General features: G+C 73.3%; 18 protein-coding genes and 1 tRNA gene. 10 read left to right on the top strand and 9 right to left on the bottom strand.

From position 1 onward, the window contains the following. Window positions 1-18: 18 nt before the first annotated feature. From KGD84_RS33715 to der, 5 genes are all read left to right on the top strand, one after another. The gene (locus tag KGD84_RS33715; RefSeq protein ID WP_338151186.1) at window positions 19-873 is read left to right on the top strand and encodes a pseudouridine synthase; all 855 of its coding nucleotides are present in this window, start codon (window positions 19-21) and stop codon (window positions 871-873) included. A gap of 111 nt (window positions 874-984) precedes the next feature. Continuing rightward, a complete protein-coding gene (gene aroH / locus KGD84_RS22690; protein ID WP_220562414.1) occupies window positions 985-1,347 on the top strand; it encodes a chorismate mutase in 363 nt (120 codons plus the stop codon). 117 nt (window positions 1,348-1,464) lie between these two features. Next, a complete protein-coding gene (locus tag KGD84_RS22685) occupies window positions 1,465-2,577 on the top strand; it encodes a prephenate dehydrogenase (RefSeq protein WP_220565931.1) in 1,113 nt (370 codons plus the stop codon). Between the two features lie 103 nt (window positions 2,578-2,680). Then, a complete protein-coding gene (gene cmk, locus KGD84_RS22680; protein WP_220562413.1) occupies window positions 2,681-3,385 on the top strand; it encodes a (d)CMP kinase in 705 nt (234 codons plus the stop codon). A gap of 207 nt (window positions 3,386-3,592) precedes the next feature. Further along, the gene (der, locus tag KGD84_RS22675; protein WP_378889969.1) at window positions 3,593-5,056 is read left to right on the top strand and encodes a ribosome biogenesis GTPase Der; all 1,464 of its coding nucleotides are present in this window, start codon (window positions 3,593-3,595) and stop codon (window positions 5,054-5,056) included. 75 nt (window positions 5,057-5,131) lie between these two features. Here the strand turns inward: der and KGD84_RS22670 are convergent, their stop codons facing one another. Beyond that, window positions 5,132-6,631: an MFS transporter gene (locus tag KGD84_RS22670; protein WP_220562411.1), complete on the bottom strand. Its 1,500-nt coding sequence runs from the start codon at window positions 6,629-6,631 to the stop codon at window positions 5,132-5,134. Window positions 6,632-6,794: 163 nt separating this feature from the next. On the opposite strand from KGD84_RS22670, the gene KGD84_RS22665 reads away from it, so the two are divergent. After that, window positions 6,795-7,316, top strand: a complete 522-nt coding sequence (locus KGD84_RS22665) for a 2-thiouracil desulfurase family protein (protein ID WP_220562410.1) — start codon at window positions 6,795-6,797, stop codon at window positions 7,314-7,316. Here KGD84_RS22665 and KGD84_RS22660 read toward each other — a convergent pair. Both KGD84_RS22660 and KGD84_RS22655 read right to left on the bottom strand, forming a co-directional pair. Next, entirely contained in the window at window positions 7,295-7,858 is a 564-nt protein-coding gene (locus KGD84_RS22660; protein ID WP_220562409.1) for a dihydrofolate reductase family protein, read from the bottom strand. The genes KGD84_RS22665 and KGD84_RS22660 overlap by 22 nt on opposite strands. Continuing rightward, on the bottom strand, window positions 7,855-8,793 hold the full coding sequence (locus KGD84_RS22655; RefSeq protein WP_220562408.1) for a helix-turn-helix domain-containing protein: 939 nt from the start codon (window positions 8,791-8,793) through the stop codon (window positions 7,855-7,857). Before KGD84_RS22655 ends, KGD84_RS22660 begins: the two co-directional genes overlap by 4 nt. Before the next feature lie 166 nt (window positions 8,794-8,959). Here KGD84_RS22655 and KGD84_RS22650 point away from each other — a divergent pair, with 166 nt between their 5' ends. Both KGD84_RS22650 and KGD84_RS22645 read left to right on the top strand, forming a co-directional pair. Next, entirely contained in the window at window positions 8,960-9,325 is a 366-nt protein-coding gene (locus KGD84_RS22650; RefSeq protein ID WP_220562407.1) for a VOC family protein, read from the top strand. Window positions 9,326-9,410: 85 nt separating this feature from the next. Further along, window positions 9,411-10,070, top strand: coding sequence for a dienelactone hydrolase family protein (locus tag KGD84_RS22645; protein WP_220562406.1), 660 nt, complete (start codon window positions 9,411-9,413; stop codon window positions 10,068-10,070). Window positions 10,071-10,300: 230 nt separating this feature from the next. On the opposite strand, the gene KGD84_RS22640 is transcribed toward KGD84_RS22645, so the two are convergent. The 4 genes from KGD84_RS22640 to KGD84_RS22625 form a co-directional block, all read right to left on the bottom strand. After that, a complete protein-coding gene (locus KGD84_RS22640) occupies window positions 10,301-12,127 on the bottom strand; it encodes a DEAD/DEAH box helicase (RefSeq protein ID WP_255646749.1) in 1,827 nt (608 codons plus the stop codon). Window positions 12,128-12,141: 14 nt separating this feature from the next. Beyond that, the gene (locus KGD84_RS22635) at window positions 12,142-13,578 is read right to left on the bottom strand and encodes a ParB N-terminal domain-containing protein (protein ID WP_220562405.1); all 1,437 of its coding nucleotides are present in this window, start codon (window positions 13,576-13,578) and stop codon (window positions 12,142-12,144) included. An 83-nt stretch (window positions 13,579-13,661) separates the two neighbouring features. Further along, window positions 13,662-14,354 carry a hypothetical protein gene (locus KGD84_RS22630; protein ID WP_220562404.1) on the bottom strand — a complete coding sequence of 231 codons (693 nt, stop codon included), beginning with the start codon at window positions 14,352-14,354 and terminating at the stop codon, window positions 13,662-13,664. A gap of 37 nt (window positions 14,355-14,391) precedes the next feature. Then, window positions 14,392-15,261, bottom strand: a complete 870-nt coding sequence (locus KGD84_RS22625) for a hypothetical protein (protein ID WP_220562403.1) — start codon at window positions 15,259-15,261, stop codon at window positions 14,392-14,394. Between the two features lie 967 nt (window positions 15,262-16,228). Here KGD84_RS22625 and KGD84_RS22620 point away from each other — a divergent pair. Beyond that, window positions 16,229-17,356: a DNA cytosine methyltransferase gene (locus KGD84_RS22620; RefSeq protein ID WP_255646748.1), complete on the top strand. Its 1,128-nt coding sequence runs from the start codon at window positions 16,229-16,231 to the stop codon at window positions 17,354-17,356. Here KGD84_RS22620 and KGD84_RS22615 read toward each other — a convergent pair. Further along, a complete protein-coding gene (locus tag KGD84_RS22615; protein WP_260697149.1) occupies window positions 17,312-17,803 on the bottom strand; it encodes a very short patch repair endonuclease in 492 nt (163 codons plus the stop codon). The two genes, KGD84_RS22620 and KGD84_RS22615, sit on opposite strands and share 45 nt — an antisense overlap. A 436-nt stretch (window positions 17,804-18,239) precedes the next feature. Here KGD84_RS22615 and KGD84_RS22610 point away from each other — a divergent pair. Next, a tRNA-Pro gene (locus KGD84_RS22610) sits at window positions 18,240-18,313 on the top strand. Window positions 18,314-18,404: 91 nt separating this feature from the next. On the opposite strand, the gene KGD84_RS22605 is transcribed toward KGD84_RS22610, so the two are convergent. Next, on the bottom strand, window positions 18,405-18,809 hold the full coding sequence (locus KGD84_RS22605) for a four-helix bundle copper-binding protein (RefSeq protein WP_220562401.1): 405 nt from the start codon (window positions 18,807-18,809) through the stop codon (window positions 18,405-18,407). Between the last annotated feature and the right edge of the window lie 81 nt (window positions 18,810-18,890).

The raw sequence follows: 18,890 nt of genomic DNA, 5'->3' as shown, positions 1-18,890 counted from the left end.
GGCGGCCGCAAGGTGCCCATGGGCGACATCAAGAGCGAGAACCAGCTCTCCAAGGCCGCCCGCGAGCGCCTCAACGCGCTGCGTTCGGAGTACGACCCCAAGGACGAGGACCGTCCCGACGAGGCCCGCGACAGCTACACCGACGTCGAGGGCGGCATCCGCCTCCAGAAGGCCCTCGCCGCCGCCGGCGTCGCCAGCCGCCGCGCCAGCGAGGAGATGATCGCCGCGGGCCGCGTCAGCGTGGACGGCGAGGTCGTCCGCCGCTTCGGCGCCCGGGTGGACCCGGAGAAGTCCGAGATCCGCGTCGACGGCATGCGCGTCGTCACGTCCCCGGACAAGCTCTACTTCGCGCTCAACAAGCCGCGCGGCGTCGTGAGCACCATGTGGGACCCCGAGGGCCGCCCCACCCTGGCCGACTACACCGGCCAGACCGAGGAGCGGATCTTCCACGTCGGCCGGCTCGACACCGAGACCGAGGGCCTCATCCTGCTCACCAACGACGGCGAGCTGTCCAACCGGCTCACCCACCCGCGGTACAAGGTCATCAAGACCTACATCGCCAAGGTGCCCGGCCCCGTCCCGCACAGCGTGGTCAAGCAGCTGCGCGCGGGCGTGGAGCTGGAGGACGGCCCGGTCGAGATCGACTCCTTCCGCGTGGTCGACAACGACGGCGCGAAGGCGCTGGTGGAGATCCGCCTCCACGAGGGCCGCAAGCACATCGTGCGGCGCGTCATGGAGGCCGTCGGCCACCCGGTCGCGGACCTGGCCCGCACGCAGGTCGGCCCGATCGACCTGAACACCCTCAAGCTGGGCACGATGCGGGCGCTGACCCCGCGCGAGGTCAGCGAGCTCTACAAGGCCGCCGGGCTGTAGGTCCCGGCTGGTTATACAGTTGACGGCGGTCGCGACCCGGGGTCGCGGCCGCCGTTCCCGTTCCTCCGACCGGGGACGGGTACGCGGAACGACGGACAAGGCGGGATCGACGTGGCGGTACGGGCCATTCGCGGAGCGGTGCAGGTCGACGCGGACGAACGCGGGCAGGTGCTGGAGGCCACGGCCGAACTGGTCTCCGAGGTGATGCGGCGCAACGGGTTGGAGCCGGAGGACGTCATCAGCGTGCTCTTCACGGCCACCCCGGACCTGACCAGCGAGTTCCCGGCGCTGGCCGCCCGGGAGCTCGGGTTCGTCGACGTCCCGCTGATGTGCGCCACCGAGATCGGGGTCCCGCACGCCCTGCCGCGCGTGGTGCGGCTGATGGCGCACGTGGAGACCGACCGCCCGCGCGCGGAGCTGCACCACGTGTACCTGCGGGGCGCGCAGGCGCTGCGGCTGGACATCGCGCAGTAGGCGCCGCCGCCCCGGCCGCCGTCCCGCGGGCCCGTCGCGGGCGGTGCCCGCCGGACACGCCCTAATCTGGGGTGACACGGAATCGGACGCACGGGGCGGGGGAGCACGGTGAGCGGGATCGGGGACGCGGGGGCGCGCGACGGACGGCCGTCCGTGCGCCGGGTCGCGGTGCTGGGGGCCGGCCTGATCGGCACGTCGATCGCGCTGGCCCTGCGTTCGCACGGCGTGGAGGTCCTGCTGTCCGACCCGGACGCGGCCGCCCTGCGGCTGGCCTGCGACCTGGGCGCGGGGGAGCCGCTGGAGGGCTCGGGCGGCCGCCCGGCCGACGTCGCGGTGATCGCCGCCCCGCCCGCGGTGGTCCCGCAGGTGCTGCGCCGGGCCCAGGACGACGGGCTCGCGCACGTCTACACCGACGCGGCCAGCGTGAAGGCGAACGTGGTGGCGGCCGCCGAGGACCTGGGCTGCGACCTGGCGACCTTCGTGCCGGGGCACCCGATGGGCGGCCGGGAGAAGCGGGGGCCGGGCGCGGCCCGCGCGGACCTGTTCCTGGGCCGCTCGTGGGCGCTGTGCCCGACGGGCAAGGCCGACCCGGGCGCGGTCGAGCGGGTCGCGGAGGTGGCCCGCCTGTGCGGGGCCGACCCGCTGGTCGTCGACGCCGCCGCGCACGACCGGGCCGTGGCGCTGGTCTCCCACGTCCCGCACCTGGCCTCCTCCGCGGTGGCGGCCCGGCTGCTCGACGCGGGCGAGGACGCCCTGACCCTGGCCGGCCAGGGCCTGCGCGACGTCACCCGGGTGGCGGGCGGCGACCCGTCGCTGTGGACGGAGATCCTCACCCACAACGCGGCCCCGGTCGCGCGGGTGCTGCGCGCGGTGGCCGAGGACCTGTCCCGGACCGCCGACGCGCTGGCCGGGCCGGACATGGAGGCCGGGCCGGTGCGGGACCTGCTGGTCCGGGGCCGGGACGGGCACGGGCGCATCCCCGGCAAGCACGGCGAGCCGACGCTGCCGGACTATACGGTGATCCCGGTGGTGATCCCGGACGAGCCGGGCACCCTGGGCCGCCTGTTCGCCGCGGCCGCCGACGCCGGCGTGAACATCGAGGACGTGCGCATCGAGCACACCCCGGGCCTGCCGCTGGGCGTGGCGCAGCTGTACGTGCTGCCCGCGGGGGTGGACACCCTCAGCCGGGCGCTGGCCGCCGACGGCTGGTCGGTCCACCCGGGCGCCTGAACGGTGCGCACCGCGTGGGCGGTGCCGCGCGTGGACGCCGCGAGTGTTCCGCGCCGGTAGGCTGGGGCGTCGGTAGTACGACGAGCGGTAGAGGCAGGATCACGTGAGCGGGCAGGGCAGCACCGAGGGCATCGTCATCGCGATCGACGGTCCCTCCGGGTCGGGCAAGTCGAGCACCTCCAAGGGTGTGGCCAGGGCGCGCGGCCTGCGCTACCTCGACACCGGCGCCATGTACCGCGCGCTGACCTGGTGGATGCTCGACAACGGCGTGGACGTGCACGACTCCGCCGCGGTGGCCGCCGCCGTCGGGCGCCCGGTCATCGAGATGGGCACCGACCCGGCCGCCCCGACGGTGTCCGTCGACGGCCGCGACGTGGCCGTGGAGATCCGCACCAAGGAGGTCACCGGCAGCGTCAGCGCCGTCTCGGCGGTGCCGCGGGCCCGTGAGCTGCTGGTGAGCGCGCAGCGGGAGATCATCGACGCCGCCCGGCGCGAGTGCGCGGGCATCGTGGTGGAGGGCCGCGACATCACCACGGTGGTCGCCCCCGACGCCCCGGTGAAGCTGTTCATCACCGCCAGCGCGGAGGCCCGCGCGCAGCGCCGCAGCAAGGAGATCCGCACCGGCGACGTGGCCGGCACCCAGGCGGCCCTGGAGCTGCGGGACAAGCTGGACTCCAGCCGCGCCCACTCGCCGCTGACGCTGACCTCCGACACCGCCGAGCTGGACACCACCGGGCTGGACCTGGACGAGGTCGTCGCCCTGGTCGTCGAGCTCGTCGACGAGGCCGCCGCGGCGGCCCGCGCCTGACCCTCCGGGCGCCCGCAGGGGCCGCCCCTCCCCGGTCCGGCCCCGTGAGCGCGGGGTGACATCGGACACCGGGGGGAACACACGGACACCCGCGGAGGTTGCCCTTCGCGGTACACACGCGGACGCCGACGGCGTCCGCGCCGATCGGGCCGCCCCGTATCGCACGGGCGCGGCCGGTCGGCTTTCGCACTCCCCGCGGCACGCATCCTGGGCGCGCGGGGACTCAAGGACCGGGAGCAGTACGTGAACGACGACTTCGAGAACGCCGACATCGGCACCGGGGGCGAGACCGCCCCGCTGCCGGTGGTGGCCGTGGTGGGCCGCCCCAACGTGGGCAAGTCCAGTCTCGTCAACCGCATCATCGGCCGCCGCGAGGCCGTGGTCGAGGACGTGCCGGGGGTGACCCGGGACCGGGTCGCCTACGACGCCGAGTGGCAGAGCACCCAGTTCACCCTGGTGGACACCGGCGGCTGGGAGACCAGCGTCAGCGGGCTGGCCGCGATGGTCGCCCGCCAGGCCGAGTACGCGGCGCAGACCGCCGACGTGGTCCTGTTCGTGGTGGACGCCACGGTCGGCATCACCGACGCCGACGAGGCCGTCACCCGCGTGCTGCGCGCCACCAACCGGCCCGTGGTGCTGGCCGCCAACAAGGTCGACGGCAGCATGCAGGAGTCCGACGCGCTGGAGCTGTGGAACCTGGGCGTGGGCGAGCCCTACCCCATCAGCGCCCTGCACGGCCGCGGCACCGGCGACCTGCTGGACGCCGTCGTGGCGGCCTTCCCCGAGCAGGCCCGGGAGGCCGAGGCGCCCGAGACCGAGGACGGCCCGCCGCGGGTGGCCCTGCTGGGGCGCCCGAACGTGGGCAAGTCCAGCCTCCTCAACCGGCTCGCCGGCGAGGACCGCGTGGTCGTGGACTCGGTGGCGGGCACCACCCGCGACGCCGTCGACGAGCTGATCGAGCTGGGCGGCAAGACCTGGAAGTTCATCGACACCGCCGGCATCCGCCGCCGGTTCCGCGCCCTCCAGGGCGCCGACTACTACGCCACCATGCGCACCGGCACCGCCCTGGAGCGGGCCGAGGTCGCGGTGGTCCTGATGGACGTCAGCGAGCCGCTGGCCGAGCAGGACATCCGCGTGGTCGAGCAGGTGGTGGAGGCCGGCCGCGGCCTGGTGCTGGCGTTCAACAAGTGGGACATCCTCGACGAGGAGCGCCGGATCTACCTGGAGAAGGAGATCGACCGCCAGCTGGCGCGGGTCGCCTGGGCGCCCCGGGTGAACATCTCCGCCCGGACCGGCCGCCACATGGAGAAGCTGGTCCCGGCGATCGAGACGAGTCTGGCCGGCTGGTCCCAGCGCATCCCGACGGGGCAGCTGAACAACTGGCTCAAGGAGCTGGTGGCGGCGACCCCGCCGCCGGTGCGCGGAGGCAAGCAGCCCAAGATCCTGTTCGCGACGCAGGCGGGGGCGAAGCCGCCGCAGTTCGTGCTGTTCACCACCGGGTTCCTGGAGGACAACTACCGGCGGTTCATCGAGCGGCGCCTGCGCGAGGACTTCGGGTTCGAGGGCTCGCCGATCCACATCAGCATGCGGATCCGGGAGAAGAAGGGCGGGCCCGTGGGCAAGGCGTCCAAGGGCAGTGTGCGCCCGGACCGCCAGCGCCGCCGCCGCTGACCGCACCCGGGCGCGGCCCGGACGCCGAAGGGGGCGCCTCCCGGCCGGGAGGCGCCCCCTTCCCCTGTCCGCGGCTCAGGACTCGGAGGGCAGCCTGCGCACGTTGCTGGGCGGCACGTGGGGCCCGCTCTCGCCGGTGGGGCGCGGGTAGGGCAGCCGGGTGCCGCCCGGGGTGCGCTCGGGCACGGGGATGGCGGGCGCGCCCGGCAGCGGGCGCCCGGCGCTCTCCTTCATCCGCCACACCACGACCAGGCCGACGGCGCCGGCCCCCATCACCAGCCAGGCGGGCGAGTAGAGGTTGCCGGTGGACTGCACCAGCGACTCGGCCACCAGCGGGGTGGTGCCGCCGAACAGCGCCACCGAGATGTTGAAGCTGATCGCCAGCGCGCCGTAGCGGACGCTGGTCGGGAAGAACGCCGGGAGCGTCGCCGGGGCGGCGCCGGAGAAGTGCACCAGGGTGATCGCCAGCACCACGATGCCCAGGGCCACCCCCACCGGGCTCCCGGTCTGCAGCAGCCAGAACGCGGGCAGGGTGAGCACGATGGAGAACAGGCTGCCCGACAGCAGCACGGGCCTGCGCCCCACCCGGTCGCTGAGCCGCCCGAACCCGGTGACGGCGACCAGCATGAGGACCATCGCGGCCAGGGTGAGCAGCAGGGCGGCGGTCGAGCCGTACCCCAGCTCGGCCTCCAGGTAGGTGGGCATGTACGCCGTCACCATGTAGTTGTTGACGTTGAACACGAGCACCAGGCCGATGCACAGCAGCATGTTCCGCCACTGGCCGACGACGGTCTCGCGCAGTTGCCCCTTGCGGCGGTGCCCCTCGGGGTCCTTGGCGAACCCCTCGGCGTGCTCGGCGCTGTCGGAGAACACCGGCGTCTCCTCCAGCTTGATCCGCAGGTAGAGGCCGACGGCGCCGAGCGGCAGGGCGAGCAGGAACGGGATGCGCCAGCCCCAGGCGAGCATGGTGTCCGGGCCCAGCAGCAGGGTCAGGACGGTGACGATGGCGGCGCCGCCCACGTACCCGCTGACGGTGCCGAACTCCAGCCAGGAGGAGAGGAAGCCGCGGCGCTTGTCGGGCGCGTACTCGGCGATGAAGGTGGTGGCGCCGCCGTACTCGCCGCCGGTGGAGAAGCCCTGGAGCATGCGGGCGACGAGCAGCAGGACCGGCGCGGCGATGCCGATGGTGGCGGCCGAGGGGATGAGCCCGATGCAGAACGTGCTGACCGCCATGAGCAGCATGGTGAAGGCCAGTACGTGCTTGCGGCCGATCCGGTCGCCCAGCGGGCCGAAGAACAGGCCGCCGAGCGGGCGCACGAGGAAGGCCGCGGCGAACGTGGTGAAGGTGGCGATGAGCTGCACGCCCTGGGACTGCGAGGGGTAGAACACCAGGCCGATGGTGACGGCCAGGTAGCTGTAGACGCCGAAGTCGTACCACTCGGTGGCGTTGCCGATGGCGGCGGCGGTGACGGCCTTGCGGGTGGTGCGGTGCTCGGTGGCCAGCGCCGCCGGCTGCTTCGCGGCGGCCTCGCCCGGCGGATTCCCGGGCTGCTCCCCGGGCCGGTTCTCGCTCACGTGTCCCCCTCCATGAAATCACTCAAAGCAACACGATAGCGACCTTGTGTGATATTGCCTGGATTGTCGGGGTGTTCCGTCCGTGTCGTCCCGTACCTCCGGCGCGGAGGGGCGGTGGCGGGGGAGCGGTAACGTGGTCGGTGTCGCCCGGGAGGAGAGGAACATGGACAAGGTCCTGGTCAGCGCCTGCCTGGTGGGCCGCCCGGTCCGCTACGACGGCCGCGCCAAGACCGTCGACGACGCCCTGCTCGACCGCTGGCGCGCCGAGGGCCGCCTGGTGGTGCACTGCCCCGAGGTGGCGGGCGGACTGCCCGTGCCGCGGCCGCCCGCCGAGATCGAGCCCGGGGCCACCGCCGCCGACGTGCTCGACGGCGGGGCCCGCATCCTCACCCCCGACGGCGACGACGTCACCGCGTACTTCGTCGCGGGGGCCCGCGCCGCCCTGGCCTTCGCGCGCGAGCGCGGGGCGACCGTGGCCGTCCTGAAGGAGTCCAGCCCCTCCTGCGGGCTCCACGAGGTCTACGACGGCACCTTCACCGGGCACAAGCGCGTCGGGCGCGGGGTCACCGCCCACCTGCTGGCCGGGAACGGCGTCGCGGTCTTCAACGAGCACGGGCTCGCCGCCGCCGACGCCCGCCTGCGGGGCGCCGGCGACGGTCGGGCTCAGGAGCGCACGACCTCGTAGCGGGCGCAGGCGAAGGCCCCCGTCCGGTGCACGTCCAGCGGCCGGAGGTCCACCCGGCCCGCCAGCAGCGGGGCGCCCGACCCCAGCGTGACCGGGGCGATGGACACGATCACCTCGTCCAGCAGGCCCAGCCGGGCCAGGTCCGCGGCGATCCGGCCGCCGCCGAGCAGCCACAGGTCCTTGCCCCCGGCCGACTCCACCACCTTCGCGTGCAGGGCCCGCAGCTCGTCGTCGGAGTCGGCGGCCGCGAACCGGATGTCGTTCGCGCCCTTGAACGGCGGCAGCTCCCGGTGGGTCAGCACCCAGGACGGCATGTCGTAGGCCCAGTCCTTGTCGCCCTCGTGCCGGTGCACCCACTCGTAGGTCGTGGCCCCCATGAGGACGGCGCCGACCCCCTTCATGAACTCCTCGACCTCGCTCTCGGCGCTCTCACCCTGCGCCGCGCCCCCGGCTTCCGCGGCGAACAGCCACTCCAGCGAATGGTCCTCCGTGGCGATGAAGCCGTCCAGGCTCGTCGCGGTGTTGTAGACGGTCCGGGTCATGATGTGCCTCCGTATCGGTCCTGCAACCACTCGATGGGATCCCCGTGGTCCACCTCCACCCCCTCGGCGCGCAGCATGTGCCGCACCAGCTGCCTGCGGTGCGCCGCGTACGTCAGGACGTGCGCGACCACCGACCCCAGCACGAAGCTCTCCGGCGGATCGCACAGGGCGTCGACCAGGCGGTCGCCCCAGGCGCCGCGGCGGCCGATGCCCTCGACCGTCGCCACCCAGTGCGGGCCGATCACCCGGTGCCGCTCGGCGAGCTCCTCCAGGCCGTCGCCGCCGCGCTCGGGGAAGTCCGTGCCGTCGACGGACGCGCACCACACCTCCTTGGCCCACACCAGGTGGTCCAGGACGGCGGCGATCGACTCCTCGGGTCCGTCCCAGGTGAGGACGGTCCACCCGGGGGCGTGCACCCTGCGGTAGGCCTCCTCCGACAGCCCGGAGGCCGCCTCGATCAGTCGGCCGGTGTCGGCGATGTCGTGGTGGACCTGCAGGGACACGACGTCCATCGCGGGGCGCTCCTGGGGTGGCGACTCGATCCACAGGTGGATCGGGGGGTGGAAGTGGATGCCGTTCGGAGCGGGCAGCCAGGTGCCGCTGCCGGAGGTGGTCGCCCCCGGCGGGTGCCCGAAGGCCCGCCCGAACGCGCGGATGAACCCCTCCACCGACCGGTAGCCGGCGGCGAACGCGGCGTCGGTGACGCTGGACCCCTGCCGGATCTGCCAGGCGGCCCGCTCCAGCAGCACCCGGCGGCGCAGCGCCACGGGGGACTCCCCGGTGTCGCGGCTCAGCCGCCGGGAGAAGTGGAACGGCGAGCTGTAGGCCCGCTCGGCCATGGCGGCCAAGGCGGTGCCCTCACCGCCGTCCTCGTCCGCCAGGACCGCGTCGAGGAGCTCGCGGAGCCGGTCCCGGCCGGTGGTGGGTTCGGTCATGGGACCAGTATGTTCGGGCGGCCCCGGGCGGCGCTTGACCGTTCTTGCGCACCCGTGTCGGGGCGGGCCCGCGCGGGCGGTGGGCGGCCGCGCCGCCGCGGCGTAGGGTGTGCCGCATCCGGCCGGGGGCACCGGGCCTTCGGCCCCGCAAAGGAGCGGAGGGCACATGCGACTGGTCTGCGTACTCGACACCGGCGACCTGCGGGCCGCGGCCGACTTCTGGTGCGCGGCGCTCGGCTTCGAGCGGGAGGAGGCGCAGCACGGCCCGTACCTGGCGCTGCGCGACCCGGGCGGGCGGTGGCCCGACCTGCTGCTGCAACAGGTGCCCGAGCCCAAGGCGGGCAAGAACCGGATGCACCTGGACATGGTCGTCCACGACGTGGAGGCCGAGATCGCGCGGGTCCGCGCCCTGGGCGCGCGGGTGCTGCGGCCCGTTTTCGAGGAGGACGGGCACCTGCTGGCGGTCCTGGCCGACCCCGAGGGCAACGAGTTCTGCCTGGTCGAGCGGCTCGACGGCACCCTGGGCGGATGACCGGCCCGGGAGGCGGGGCCGTGTGTGTGCGTTCCGGGCCCGGGGGTAGCGGACCCGTCGAGGGGACCGGCCGGGAGGAGACGCCATGACCGGGCGCGAGGTGACGGTGCGCACCGCGGACGCCGCACTCGACGGGGACCTGGACCTGCCGCCCGCGGCCGTCGGCGCGGTGGCCTTCGCCCACGGCAGCGGCAGCTCCCGGCGCAGCCCCCGCAACCGGGCCGTCGCCGCCGTCCTGCGGGACGCGGGGATCGCGACGCTGCTGTTCGACCTGCTCACCCCGGAGGAGGAGCGCGTCGACCGGGCCACGGCCGGGCTGCGCTTCGACATCGGGCTGCTCACCGGGCGCCTCACGGGCGCGGTGGACCGGCTGGCGGAGTGGGAGGGCACGGCGGGGCTGCCGGTCGGGCTGTTCGGCGCCAGCACGGGGGCCGCCGCGGCCCTGCGGTGCGCGGCCGAGCGCCCCGGGCGGGTGGCCGCCGTGGTCTCCCGCGGCGGCCGCCCCGACCTGGCCGGCGAGGAGGCGCTGCGGCGGGTGCGCGCCCCGGTTCTGTTCGTCGTCGGCGGCGCGGACACGCGTGTGCTGGAACTCAACGAGCGCGCCCTCGACGCGCTGGGCGGACCCGGCCGGATCCACGTGGTCCCCGGCGCCGGGCACCTGTTCGAGGAGGAGGGCGCCCTGGAGGAGGCGGCCCGCGCCGCCTCCGCCTGGTTCGCCCGCGCGATGGGCGGACGCGGGGAATGAGGGAGGTGGCGTTCGGGCCGGGCGGTTCCGCCCGTGCCCTGTCGGCTCTCCGTGCCGGGGGCCCGGGGACGGGCTCCGCCGCCCCCGGGACCCCGTGCACACGGCGTGAACCGGGCCCGGGAGGTGCGCTGGACCCCGGGCCCGATCACGTCACGCGGTAGGGCTCTGTACGGGCAGCCGCCCGGGTCTCCGCACCGGGCCGGTGCGGGCCCGGCGCGGACGGATCCGTGTCACTGCCGGGGAGCGCCGTACAGGTGGTCCAGCAGGGCCCCCATGTCCGAGCGCTCCAGCCCTGCCGGGGCGGCGGGCTCGTCGGCCAGGTCCGCGAGCTGCTCGACACCGGGGTCGTCGAGGACCGCCCCCATGAAGCGCAGCTTGGCGGCCAGGCGCTCCTCGATGACTTCGTCGATCGTCTTCTCCGCGACCAGGATCCGCACGTTCGTCTCCGTGCCGGGAGCCAGGCCGAGGCGGTGGATCCGGTCCAGGCTCTGCAGGAACCGGCCTGCGGTGAAGTCCCGGTCCACGTACACGGCCTCGTGGCAGACCTGGTGGAGGCTGATGCCCTCACCGAGGGTCGCGGGGTTGGACAGCAGGACGAGGCATCCGGGATCCTTGCGGAACCGCTCGATCTGCTCGTCGCGGTCAGGGGTGCCGCCGTGGACGACGGCGGGAGCGCAGTCCCCCAGCATCCTCTCGAGCGTGGTCAGGCTGCGGACGAACGTCGACCAGACGATCGTCTTCCGCCCCCGTGCGGCGTTCGCGCGCACGATCTCACAGGCCTTCTTGTACTTCGGGGAGTCCTCGTAGCGGGGAAGGTTGTCCAACATGTGCTTGAGGGACGGGTTCCGCGGGACCTCCAGGCGGGGGAGGTCGTAGGGCAGGGGCTCGTACCTGCTCCCGCCCTCCGACAGCAGGGCGGGGGAGGCCGCAGCCATGATCAGGTACATGGAGACCCGGCCGTACTTCTCCAGGCCCTCGCTGCCCTGGCCGCTGCCCGCGGCCCGGAGGCCCTCCTCCCCGGCGATCGCCGAGTAGAGCTCCCGGTGCCAGTCGTCGAGGCCGACGCGGACGACACGGGGGTCGAGGGGCGGAAGGCCGAGCTCCTGCTTGGTCGTCCGGCAGAAGAGCGGCTTGAGCTCCGCACTGGCCTCGCGCAGGCTGCGGTCGGCGATGGCGCGCTCGACCCTCCTGCCCCCCTGGCCGGGCCAGACGAAGGAGAAGAGGCTCTGCAGGTCCTTGGCACCGTTGGGCGCCGGCGTGCCGCTGAGGGCGAGCCGGCGCCGCGCGAGCGGCCCCAGGGACAGGCAGACCGCCCCGTAGACGCCCTGCGCGCCGCGCTTCATGCGGTGCGCCTCGTCCAGGACCAGCATGGACGGTTCCGCGCTGAGCCACTTCGCCAGCGCGTCCTGGCTGCCGGCGAGGCGCTCGTAGTTGATGACCACGACCTCGGCCAGGGGGTCCAGCATCCCGCCGTCGGCGATGTGGACGACGGGTGGCTTCTCGAAGCACAGCTTCACCTCCTCCGTCCAGCTTCCGTGGGCCGACTTCGGTGCCACGACGAGCATGCGGAAGACCTCGCCCCGGTTCCGGGACGCGTGGAAGTCGGCGAGGGCGACCCGTGTCTTCCCTGCGCCGGGAACGCTGAAGTTGGCGCCGTGCCGCATCGAGAGGAGCCTGCCGATATCCCTGCGCTGGAAAGCCGTCAGGGGGGCCAGCCAGCCGGGCTCGAGCAGCTCGCCGACCTCGTCGGCGGAGACCTCGGAGGGGGCGGGGCCGTCGCCGTTGAGCCTGGCGCTGGCCTCCCCCGCCTCGCGTACGGAGTCCTTGACGAGGTTGGCGACCGACGTGTCCCAGCGGACGTCCTGCGACGGCCAGTGCTGGAGCGCCTGGAAGGCGGAGAGGAAGTCGTCGAGGGGGACGTGGACGGTGTCCGGGGACCGGTGGGCCGAGCCGCGGAACCGGCGGGCCATTCGGCCGAGTTCGGCCGTGTAGGAGGAATCGGCCTCCAGGACCACGGCGGTACCGGACGGGGAGAGCCTGATGGCGAGAGTGGGCAAGGGAGAGTCTTCCTTCACAGGTCTGCGACCGCGTCCTGCAGCCAGGACAGTCCGGGCCCGGGCTGGTCCACACCCCGGGAGGCGACGCGCGAGAGCTTCTTCAGGGCGGCCGCGAGTTCCAGGAGCGACTCGTCCAGGGCCTGGTGCTCCATGAGGTCCTGGCTGCGTGCCTGCGAGGCCTGCTGCGTCGACTCGCCGATGAGCTCTGCGGCGTCCCGGAGGGTCTTGGCCGCGGCGGTCTTGCGCTTGGCGCGGAGGGTCGCCCACTCGGCTTTCTGCACCCCCTGCTCGACCGCGTCCTTCACCTGGTTGAGCACGGTCCGGGCTTCGGAGGACTCCTCGGCCGTGAGCAGGGGGGCGGCGGCCTGCCTGGCCTTGGCCTGGAGGACCCGGTCGGTGAAGGCACGCGCACGCAGGGTCTCCGGGTCGTCGGCCGGGAGGGGCAGGCCGTCGCCGAGGTCGAGGCCGGGAAGGGAGAAGGGCTCCTCCGCCGGGTCGGCCGGCCGGGCGAACCCCTCGCCCAGCACGGGGACGAGGTAGGAGTTGTGGAAGTCGTGGCCGACGTAGCGGACCTTGGTCTTGGCGGTGCCCAGGACGATGGCGAGCAGCCGGTTCTCCCGCAGCGCTTCGGCCTTGCCCGCGTCGGCTGCCTGGTGGTAGCTGCGGTGCAGCTCGGACAGGGTCTCCTGGTGGCCCTCGAAGTCCATCAGGCGCAGGCTGGTCTCGTCCCCTCCGGCGAGCCGCTCCCGGCTCCGGTCGATCGCGTCGGAGATGAAGTCGTACACCCACAGGTCGCGCTTGATCGCCTTCGGCGTGGTCCGGAAGGCCTTCGCCAGCTCTTCCGGGGTACGTCCCGCCGAGGTCTGCTCGTGGACCGCGATCAAACGGTTGATGTAGGAGTAGTCGCGTCGGCGGTCCTTCCTGAGCTGCAGCTCCAGCTCGACCGCCGCGATGTCGGCCCAGGTGGCCGTGGCCGGCAGGACGGCCGCCCGGAAGTCGCGCTCCTTCAGGTCCCTGAGGGCCGCGCACCGGGTGTTGCCGTTGACCAGGATTCCGCTGGGGGTGATGATCCCCGCGTCCTTCTGGCCGTACGCCTCCAGGTCGTCCCTGAGCTTCTCGAAGTCGGGGTCCGTGGCGTCGGGGTTGTCCGGCTTGCACCGGAGGAGCTTGTGCAGGTACTCCTGGCTCTCCTCGGACCAGGGGTCCTCCGCGAGCCTGGCATCGAACACCGGGTCGTGGGAGCGCTGTGCCCGGATCCGGTGGGTCGCCGGGTTGTAGAGGAGGACCTCGGTCGGCACGGTGATGACCTTGAAGTTGGTCGGCTGCCCGCGCCACTCGACCCGTACGGTCTCAGGTGCTTCACCGGACCTGCGGGCCTCCTCCAGCCGGGCCTCCACCATGGTGCGGACCGCGCTGCCGGCGGGCGTCTCTGCGATCTCTGCGGGGTTCATGTCTACGCCTTTCCTTCTCGTGTCTGTCCGGCCGGGACGCGCACCGGTCCCGGCCGGCGGGGGTTTCGGGCCCGCTTGCCCGCCTACGGCCGGTGCCGCAGCCGATCGGCCACGAACGCGCGCGAACCGGACGGGAGGCGGCGGAACTCGGTCCAGAGCTGCTCCACCCTCCGGGGGCTCCTCCTGCCGCGCCGGACCCACTGCGCGAGCTCCTCGCGCTCTGCCGCGCTGAGCATGTCGAGTGCTGTCAGGACGTCCTGCAGCTGAGGAGCCGCCTCCTGGGCGCCGCCGGCCTTGCACCGCTTGCACTGGGTCACGTACCGCTGCTCCACGGACCCGTCCTCGAGGGTCTCCTTCCTGGCGCTCACGGAGAGCTGTGCCGTCTCCCCCCGCCGGGAATCGGGGTACTCCTCGCCGCCGGCGATACCGCATACGGTGCACATGTAGTCGTCGGCGGCGATGACGGCGGCACGCTCCTTGCTGCTGATCTCCTGCGGCGCGCTCCTGCGGGCACGGGGGTCCCACACGGCGTCGCCCGCCCGGACGAAGCACAGCGTGTTCAGCGGAAGGCCGGGGTCCTCGCGGTTGGTGTTGATGACCCAGCCGTTGGCCCTGAGGTCGCGCATACGGCGGTCGACCTGCTCGACCCCGGGGAACGCCTCCCTCAGCTGGGCCTTGGTGAAGAAGTTCCCCTCCCCGACCTCGTCCAGGAGCCACAGGGCGACCTTGATCTTCGTGCCGGCCCGCAGTTCCGGGTCGTTCCATGTAGGGCGCATGAGCGCTCTCCCTCCAGTGTCCGTCGTGCTGTCTCTTCTAGTTCGCCTGGACCGCGGCCGTGCTCCAGCGGGCGGCGTGGCCCTCTTCCCCGGCGCCGGCGTAGTAGGCGGCCAGCTGGTGCGCCGCCTCGCGGAGGCCTGACCGTGCCGCCCGTTCGAGGAGCAGCGGCCGGATCTCCCCTTCGTTGAGGAGGCCGCTGGCGGAGGCGGCCGTCTCGACGGCCTGCCTGGCAGCGCTGAGCTTGCGCTCCTGCGGTGCCTCGACCCCCAGGAGGCCGGCCGCCTCAGCGCTTCCCAGGGCCCCCGCCGCACGGAGCCAGGCATCGCCCTCCCCGGGGTGGCCGTCGAGGAGGCGCAGCAGTGCGAGGACCAGGGCCGCCTCGGGGTCCGCCCCCGGCGGGCGGGCAGCGGAGAGCAGGGCGGTCCCCGCCCTTCCGTAGGCCGCCTCGTACCTGAGCTGTTCGGCGTCCTTCCGGGGCGCCCTGGCCGGTGTGGGCCGGGCGCCGTCGGGGGGGCGCTGGTGCCCCTTCGGGTAGTCCCGGAACTCTGCGGGCAGGGCCTGCCAGCGGAACTCCTGCCACCGGCCCCAGAGCCGGTCGGCCTCGCGGAAGTCCGGCAGGGGGTCGGCTTCGCCCGCCGTTTCCCTTGCCGCATACAGGCAGGCCAGGGCGATGGTGTTGAACTTCGCCCGTGAGGGCGGGCGGCTCAGCTTCTTGTTGAGGGTCCTGCTCAGCGTTGACCAGGAGACCGGGTTCAGGCGTCCGCGTTCGCTTGCGTCGCGCTGCAGGACCTTTTCGGCGGCCTGCGCTACCTGGCTCTGCTGGAGTCCGTGTTCTGCGAGGAGTTCCTTCAGGAAGTCCGCGAAGAGGGAGGCGTCGTTGTCCCCTGGGTTCGGGGAAGAAGGCATGGCTTACCTCGTGTCTGGTTGCCGCAGTGTTCGGAAGCCCTTCGGAAAGGCCGGTCCGGTGCCTGTGTGCGTTCGGGGGAGCGCTTGTGCGAGTTCTCTCCGGGGGCTCGCTTTCTCGTCCTTTTGAAAGGACCGGGGGTATGTGCTTCCGCCTCCGTGGAGGCGGGTGCCGGTAGGCGCGCGGGGGACAGGGATGCGGGCGCGCCGAGGGCGGATCGCGCCCTGGCTCCGCGCTTCCTGCGGGTGGCGGAAGTCGACTATACCCAGTTTCTGTGGGTTTGGAAGGAGATGCGGCGGGTTTTCCTCTTGCATCTACTTGCAGTTTCTTGAGTCCGCCTTGGACCGGCAGGCGGGCCCGCCGGTCGGCGTTGTCGGCGGCGGTGCACGGAGAAAGGGGGATCCTATGATCCCACCTTTGGGGTTTTCGGGGTTTAATATCCCTTTTGTGGTGATTTTCTGGCGCGCGGAAACGGCGTGAATCCGTCTGGGGCCGACGCCGTTGTGCGGAAAGGGTCTCGGCGACGGGGTGCCGGACGTACCGCTGGCACCCCGCCGCCGTTGGCGGCAGGCGAGGGCGGCGGGGTGGGACCTCTCCTCCTGTGCCGGCGGCCGGGGTGCCGAAGGCCACACCCGGAGCGTGCTCCCGGCGCGCGCCCGTCGGCGGTTCGGTCGGCTTCCGGCGGCCGGCGAGGGGCCGGCAACAGGGAGGGGAGGCCCCTGGCGGGCGGTGCCCGCGCAGGGTATTGCGGAGGGGGATCCCCCGGTTCTGCTCCCGGGCTCGGGCACATGCGTAGAATCGCCCCTCAGGAGCATCGCGGATCCCGTGGGGAAACTCCTGCCGGTGCGCCGGCGGTTTCGTCCGGGTGCCGTGGCACCATCGTGGTCGCAGGCGGCTTTTCCGCCGGGTGTTCGATGTGTGTGGAGCGGTCGGGTCGCAGCGGTCGGCGGGGCGAGGACAGAAAGGCAGATGATGTCGGAGCGGGAGGACGAGTACACGTCCCTGGAGATCTGCGCCGGCGCGGGCGGGCAGGCGGTGGGACTGCACAGGGCCGGCTTCCGCCACCGGGCGCTCATCGAGGTCGACCCCCACGCCGTGCAGACGCTGCGGCACAACACCGGCAAGCAGAAGTGGGAGGACTGCGAGGTCCTGGACTGGGACCTGACGGACTTCGACATGGACGCGCTCAAGGAGATCGTGCCCCCCGGCTCCCTTAGCCTCCTGGCCGGAGGCGTTCCCTGCCCCCCCTTCTCCCTGGCCGGCAAGCAGCTGGGCGAGGACGACGAGCGGGACCTGTTCCCCGTCATGCTCGACATGGTGAAAGAGCTGCGCCCCCGCGCGGTGATGATCGAGAACGTGCGGGGCCTGCTCGAGCCCTTCCTCAAGTTCGCCTCCTACCGGACCCGCATCCGTGCACGCTTGGAGGAGATGGGCTACAAGATCCTCGGCTGGGAGGTGCTGGAGGCCCGTGACTACGGTGTGCCCCAGCTCCGCCCCCGGGCGATCCTGGTCGCCATGCAGGCGGACGGGGCCGCCCACTTCCAGCCGCCCCGGGGCCGGTCGGCCCCCGTCAGTGTCGCCGAAGCCCTGGACGCCAGTATGAGGGCGCGCTACGCGGCCTCGGAGCGCCCTGATGCGATGGACTACTACCGCAGGTGGAAGAGGAAGGCCGAGGAGCGGGGCACAGTCGCCCCGACCCTCGTGGGCGGCTCGAAGAAGCACGGCGGAGCGGACCTGGGTCCCACGCGCGCCAAGCGGGCCTGGGCCGAGCTGGGTGTGGACGGGCACGGCGTCGCCGACGACCTCGGCAAGACCAAGGACGAGGACCGGGACCTGTTCGGCGAGCGCGGGCCCAAGCTGACGGTCGCCCAGGCCGCGATCATCCAGGGCTTCCCCGAGGACTGGGAGTTCATGGGGCGCAAGACCGCTGCTTACCGGCAGGTGGGCAACGCGTTCCCGTCACCGGTGGCCGAAGCCGTGGGCAGGTCCATCCTCGACGCGCTGAAGGCCGCGGATGCCGGTGCCGAACTGCCCGCCTACCAGGCTCCGGGGCTAACCGAGCCGACGGGGCCGCTGCAGCTCGCCCTTACGGGCTGAGACGGCCTCGACGACGATCTCGGCGCACTCGGCGGGGTCCTGGTGCTCCCAGAAGCGCAGCACCAGCCATCCCGCCTCCTCCAACAGGGCGTCGGTGTCGCGGTCCCGGCTGACGTTGCCGCTGATCTTGTCCTCCCAGTACCCGGGATTGGTCTTGGGCGGAACGAAGTGGTCCGGGCAGCCGTGCCAGAAGCAGCCGTCCACGAACACCGCCACCCGGGTGGGGCGGAACAGCAGGTCTGCGGTCCGCCGCATCTTGGGTAGCGGCTTGGCCGCCACCCGGTAGCGCAGGCCGACGGCGTGGACCAGTCTGCGGAGGGCGAGTTCGGGCTTGGTGTCGCGGCTGCGGTTGCCCCGCATGCTGCGCCGGTTGGCGGCCGATGAGGCCCATGACCCCTGCGGCGGCTGCCAGCCGCCGGCCCCGGGCCGGACTGTCGGCTCAACCACTCGTGCCTGCCCGCTGCAGTGCCGGTCCCGGCCCGCCGGAGCCGCGCGTGGAGGGCGTGCCGGAAGCGCCCTGTACGGAGATGTCGGAGAGTCGCACGGTGGGAAGGCTACCTGCCCGGGCGGAGGCCGGCGGGCCGGACGCCCGCCCGGCGGCGTGCGTGCAGTTCGGGGCCGGCCCGTGCCGCCGACGGGAACCCGCAGGCCGTCTCCGGGGCATTGTGCCGCAGCGGACGGTCTCCCCGGCGCCGGGCACCTGTTCGAGGAGGAGGGCGCCCTGGCGGAGGCGGCCCGCGCCGCCTCCGCCTGGTTCGCCCGCGCGATGGGCGGACGCGGGGAATGAGGGAGGTGCGGCGCCGCACGCCCGCAATTGCGGTGCGGAGGGTCCGGTGGATGCGATAGAGTCTTTCCCGTCGGCGAGGCCAGCGGCCTGGCCCGACGGGACGTAGCGCAGTTTGGCAGCGCACTTGACTGGGGGTCAAGGGGTCGTGGGTTCAAATCCCGCCGTCCCGACAGGCGAAGGGCGTTCACGCGAGTGAACGCCCTTCTTCGTGTTCCGGGCGCGTGCCCGACGCGCGGGCCGGGGTGTCGGCGCCCCGGCCGGTCACAGGGAGCCGGCAAGCTCCCGGCAGGCCCGGGCACAGCGGCGGCACGCCTCGGCGCACACCCGGCAGTGCTCGTGCACGGAGGCGTGCCGCTCGCACTCGTCGGCGCAGCTCTCGCAGGCCAGCGCGCAGGCCTCCAGCACCGCGCGGGCGATGTCGGCGTCGTGGCCGGTGCGGCGCGAGAGCACCCGACCGGTGGTCTCGCACAGGTCGGCGCAGTCGAGGTCGGTGCGCACGCACGCGACCAGCTCCGCGACCGCCTCCTCGCCCAGGCAGGCGTCCGCGCAGGCGGTACAGGCCTGGGCGCATTCGAAGCACGCCTCGATGCACACCCGCAGCTTCTCGACGTCCACCCCGCCCGGGCCCCCGGGGTGGCTCTCCAGCATCCGACCCGCCGTACTCATGACGCCCCCTGGCGCAGTGGGGCTCCGGCCCGGACGCCGGACCCCGTCCTGCTCGCCACTGACCCCCGGGGCGCGACGGTA

The organism is Nocardiopsis changdeensis, assembly GCF_018316655.1.
Taxonomy (GTDB): domain Bacteria; phylum Actinomycetota; class Actinomycetes; order Streptosporangiales; family Streptosporangiaceae; genus Nocardiopsis; species Nocardiopsis changdeensis.
This window is presented reverse-complemented; position numbering and strand designations above follow the sequence as displayed.

Coding starts and splice junctions, on each gene's coding strand:
- KGD84_RS33715 (WP_338151186.1), top strand. CDS start 19: ATGGGCGACATCAAGAGCGAGAACCAGCTCTCCAAGGCCGCCCGCGAG.
- KGD84_RS22665 (WP_220562410.1), top strand. CDS start 6,795: ATGGACAAGGTCCTGGTCAGCGCCTGCCTGGTGGGCCGCCCGGTCCGC.
- KGD84_RS22660 (WP_220562409.1), bottom strand. CDS start 7,858: ATGACCCGGACCGTCTACAACACCGCGACGAGCCTGGACGGCTTCATC.
- KGD84_RS22655 (WP_220562408.1), bottom strand. CDS start 8,793: ATGACCGAACCCACCACCGGCCGGGACCGGCTCCGCGAGCTCCTCGAC.
- KGD84_RS22650 (WP_220562407.1), top strand. CDS start 8,960: ATGCGACTGGTCTGCGTACTCGACACCGGCGACCTGCGGGCCGCGGCC.
- KGD84_RS22645 (WP_220562406.1), top strand. CDS start 9,411: ATGACCGGGCGCGAGGTGACGGTGCGCACCGCGGACGCCGCACTCGAC.
- KGD84_RS22635 (WP_220562405.1), bottom strand. CDS start 13,578: ATGAACCCCGCAGAGATCGCAGAGACGCCCGCCGGCAGCGCGGTCCGC.
- KGD84_RS22630 (WP_220562404.1), bottom strand. CDS start 14,354: ATGCGCCCTACATGGAACGACCCGGAACTGCGGGCCGGCACGAAGATC.
- KGD84_RS22625 (WP_220562403.1), bottom strand. CDS start 15,261: ATGCCTTCTTCCCCGAACCCAGGGGACAACGACGCCTCCCTCTTCGCG.
- KGD84_RS22620 (WP_255646748.1), top strand. CDS start 16,229: ATGATGTCGGAGCGGGAGGACGAGTACACGTCCCTGGAGATCTGCGCC.
- KGD84_RS22605 (WP_220562401.1), bottom strand. CDS start 18,809: ATGAGTACGGCGGGTCGGATGCTGGAGAGCCACCCCGGGGGCCCGGGC.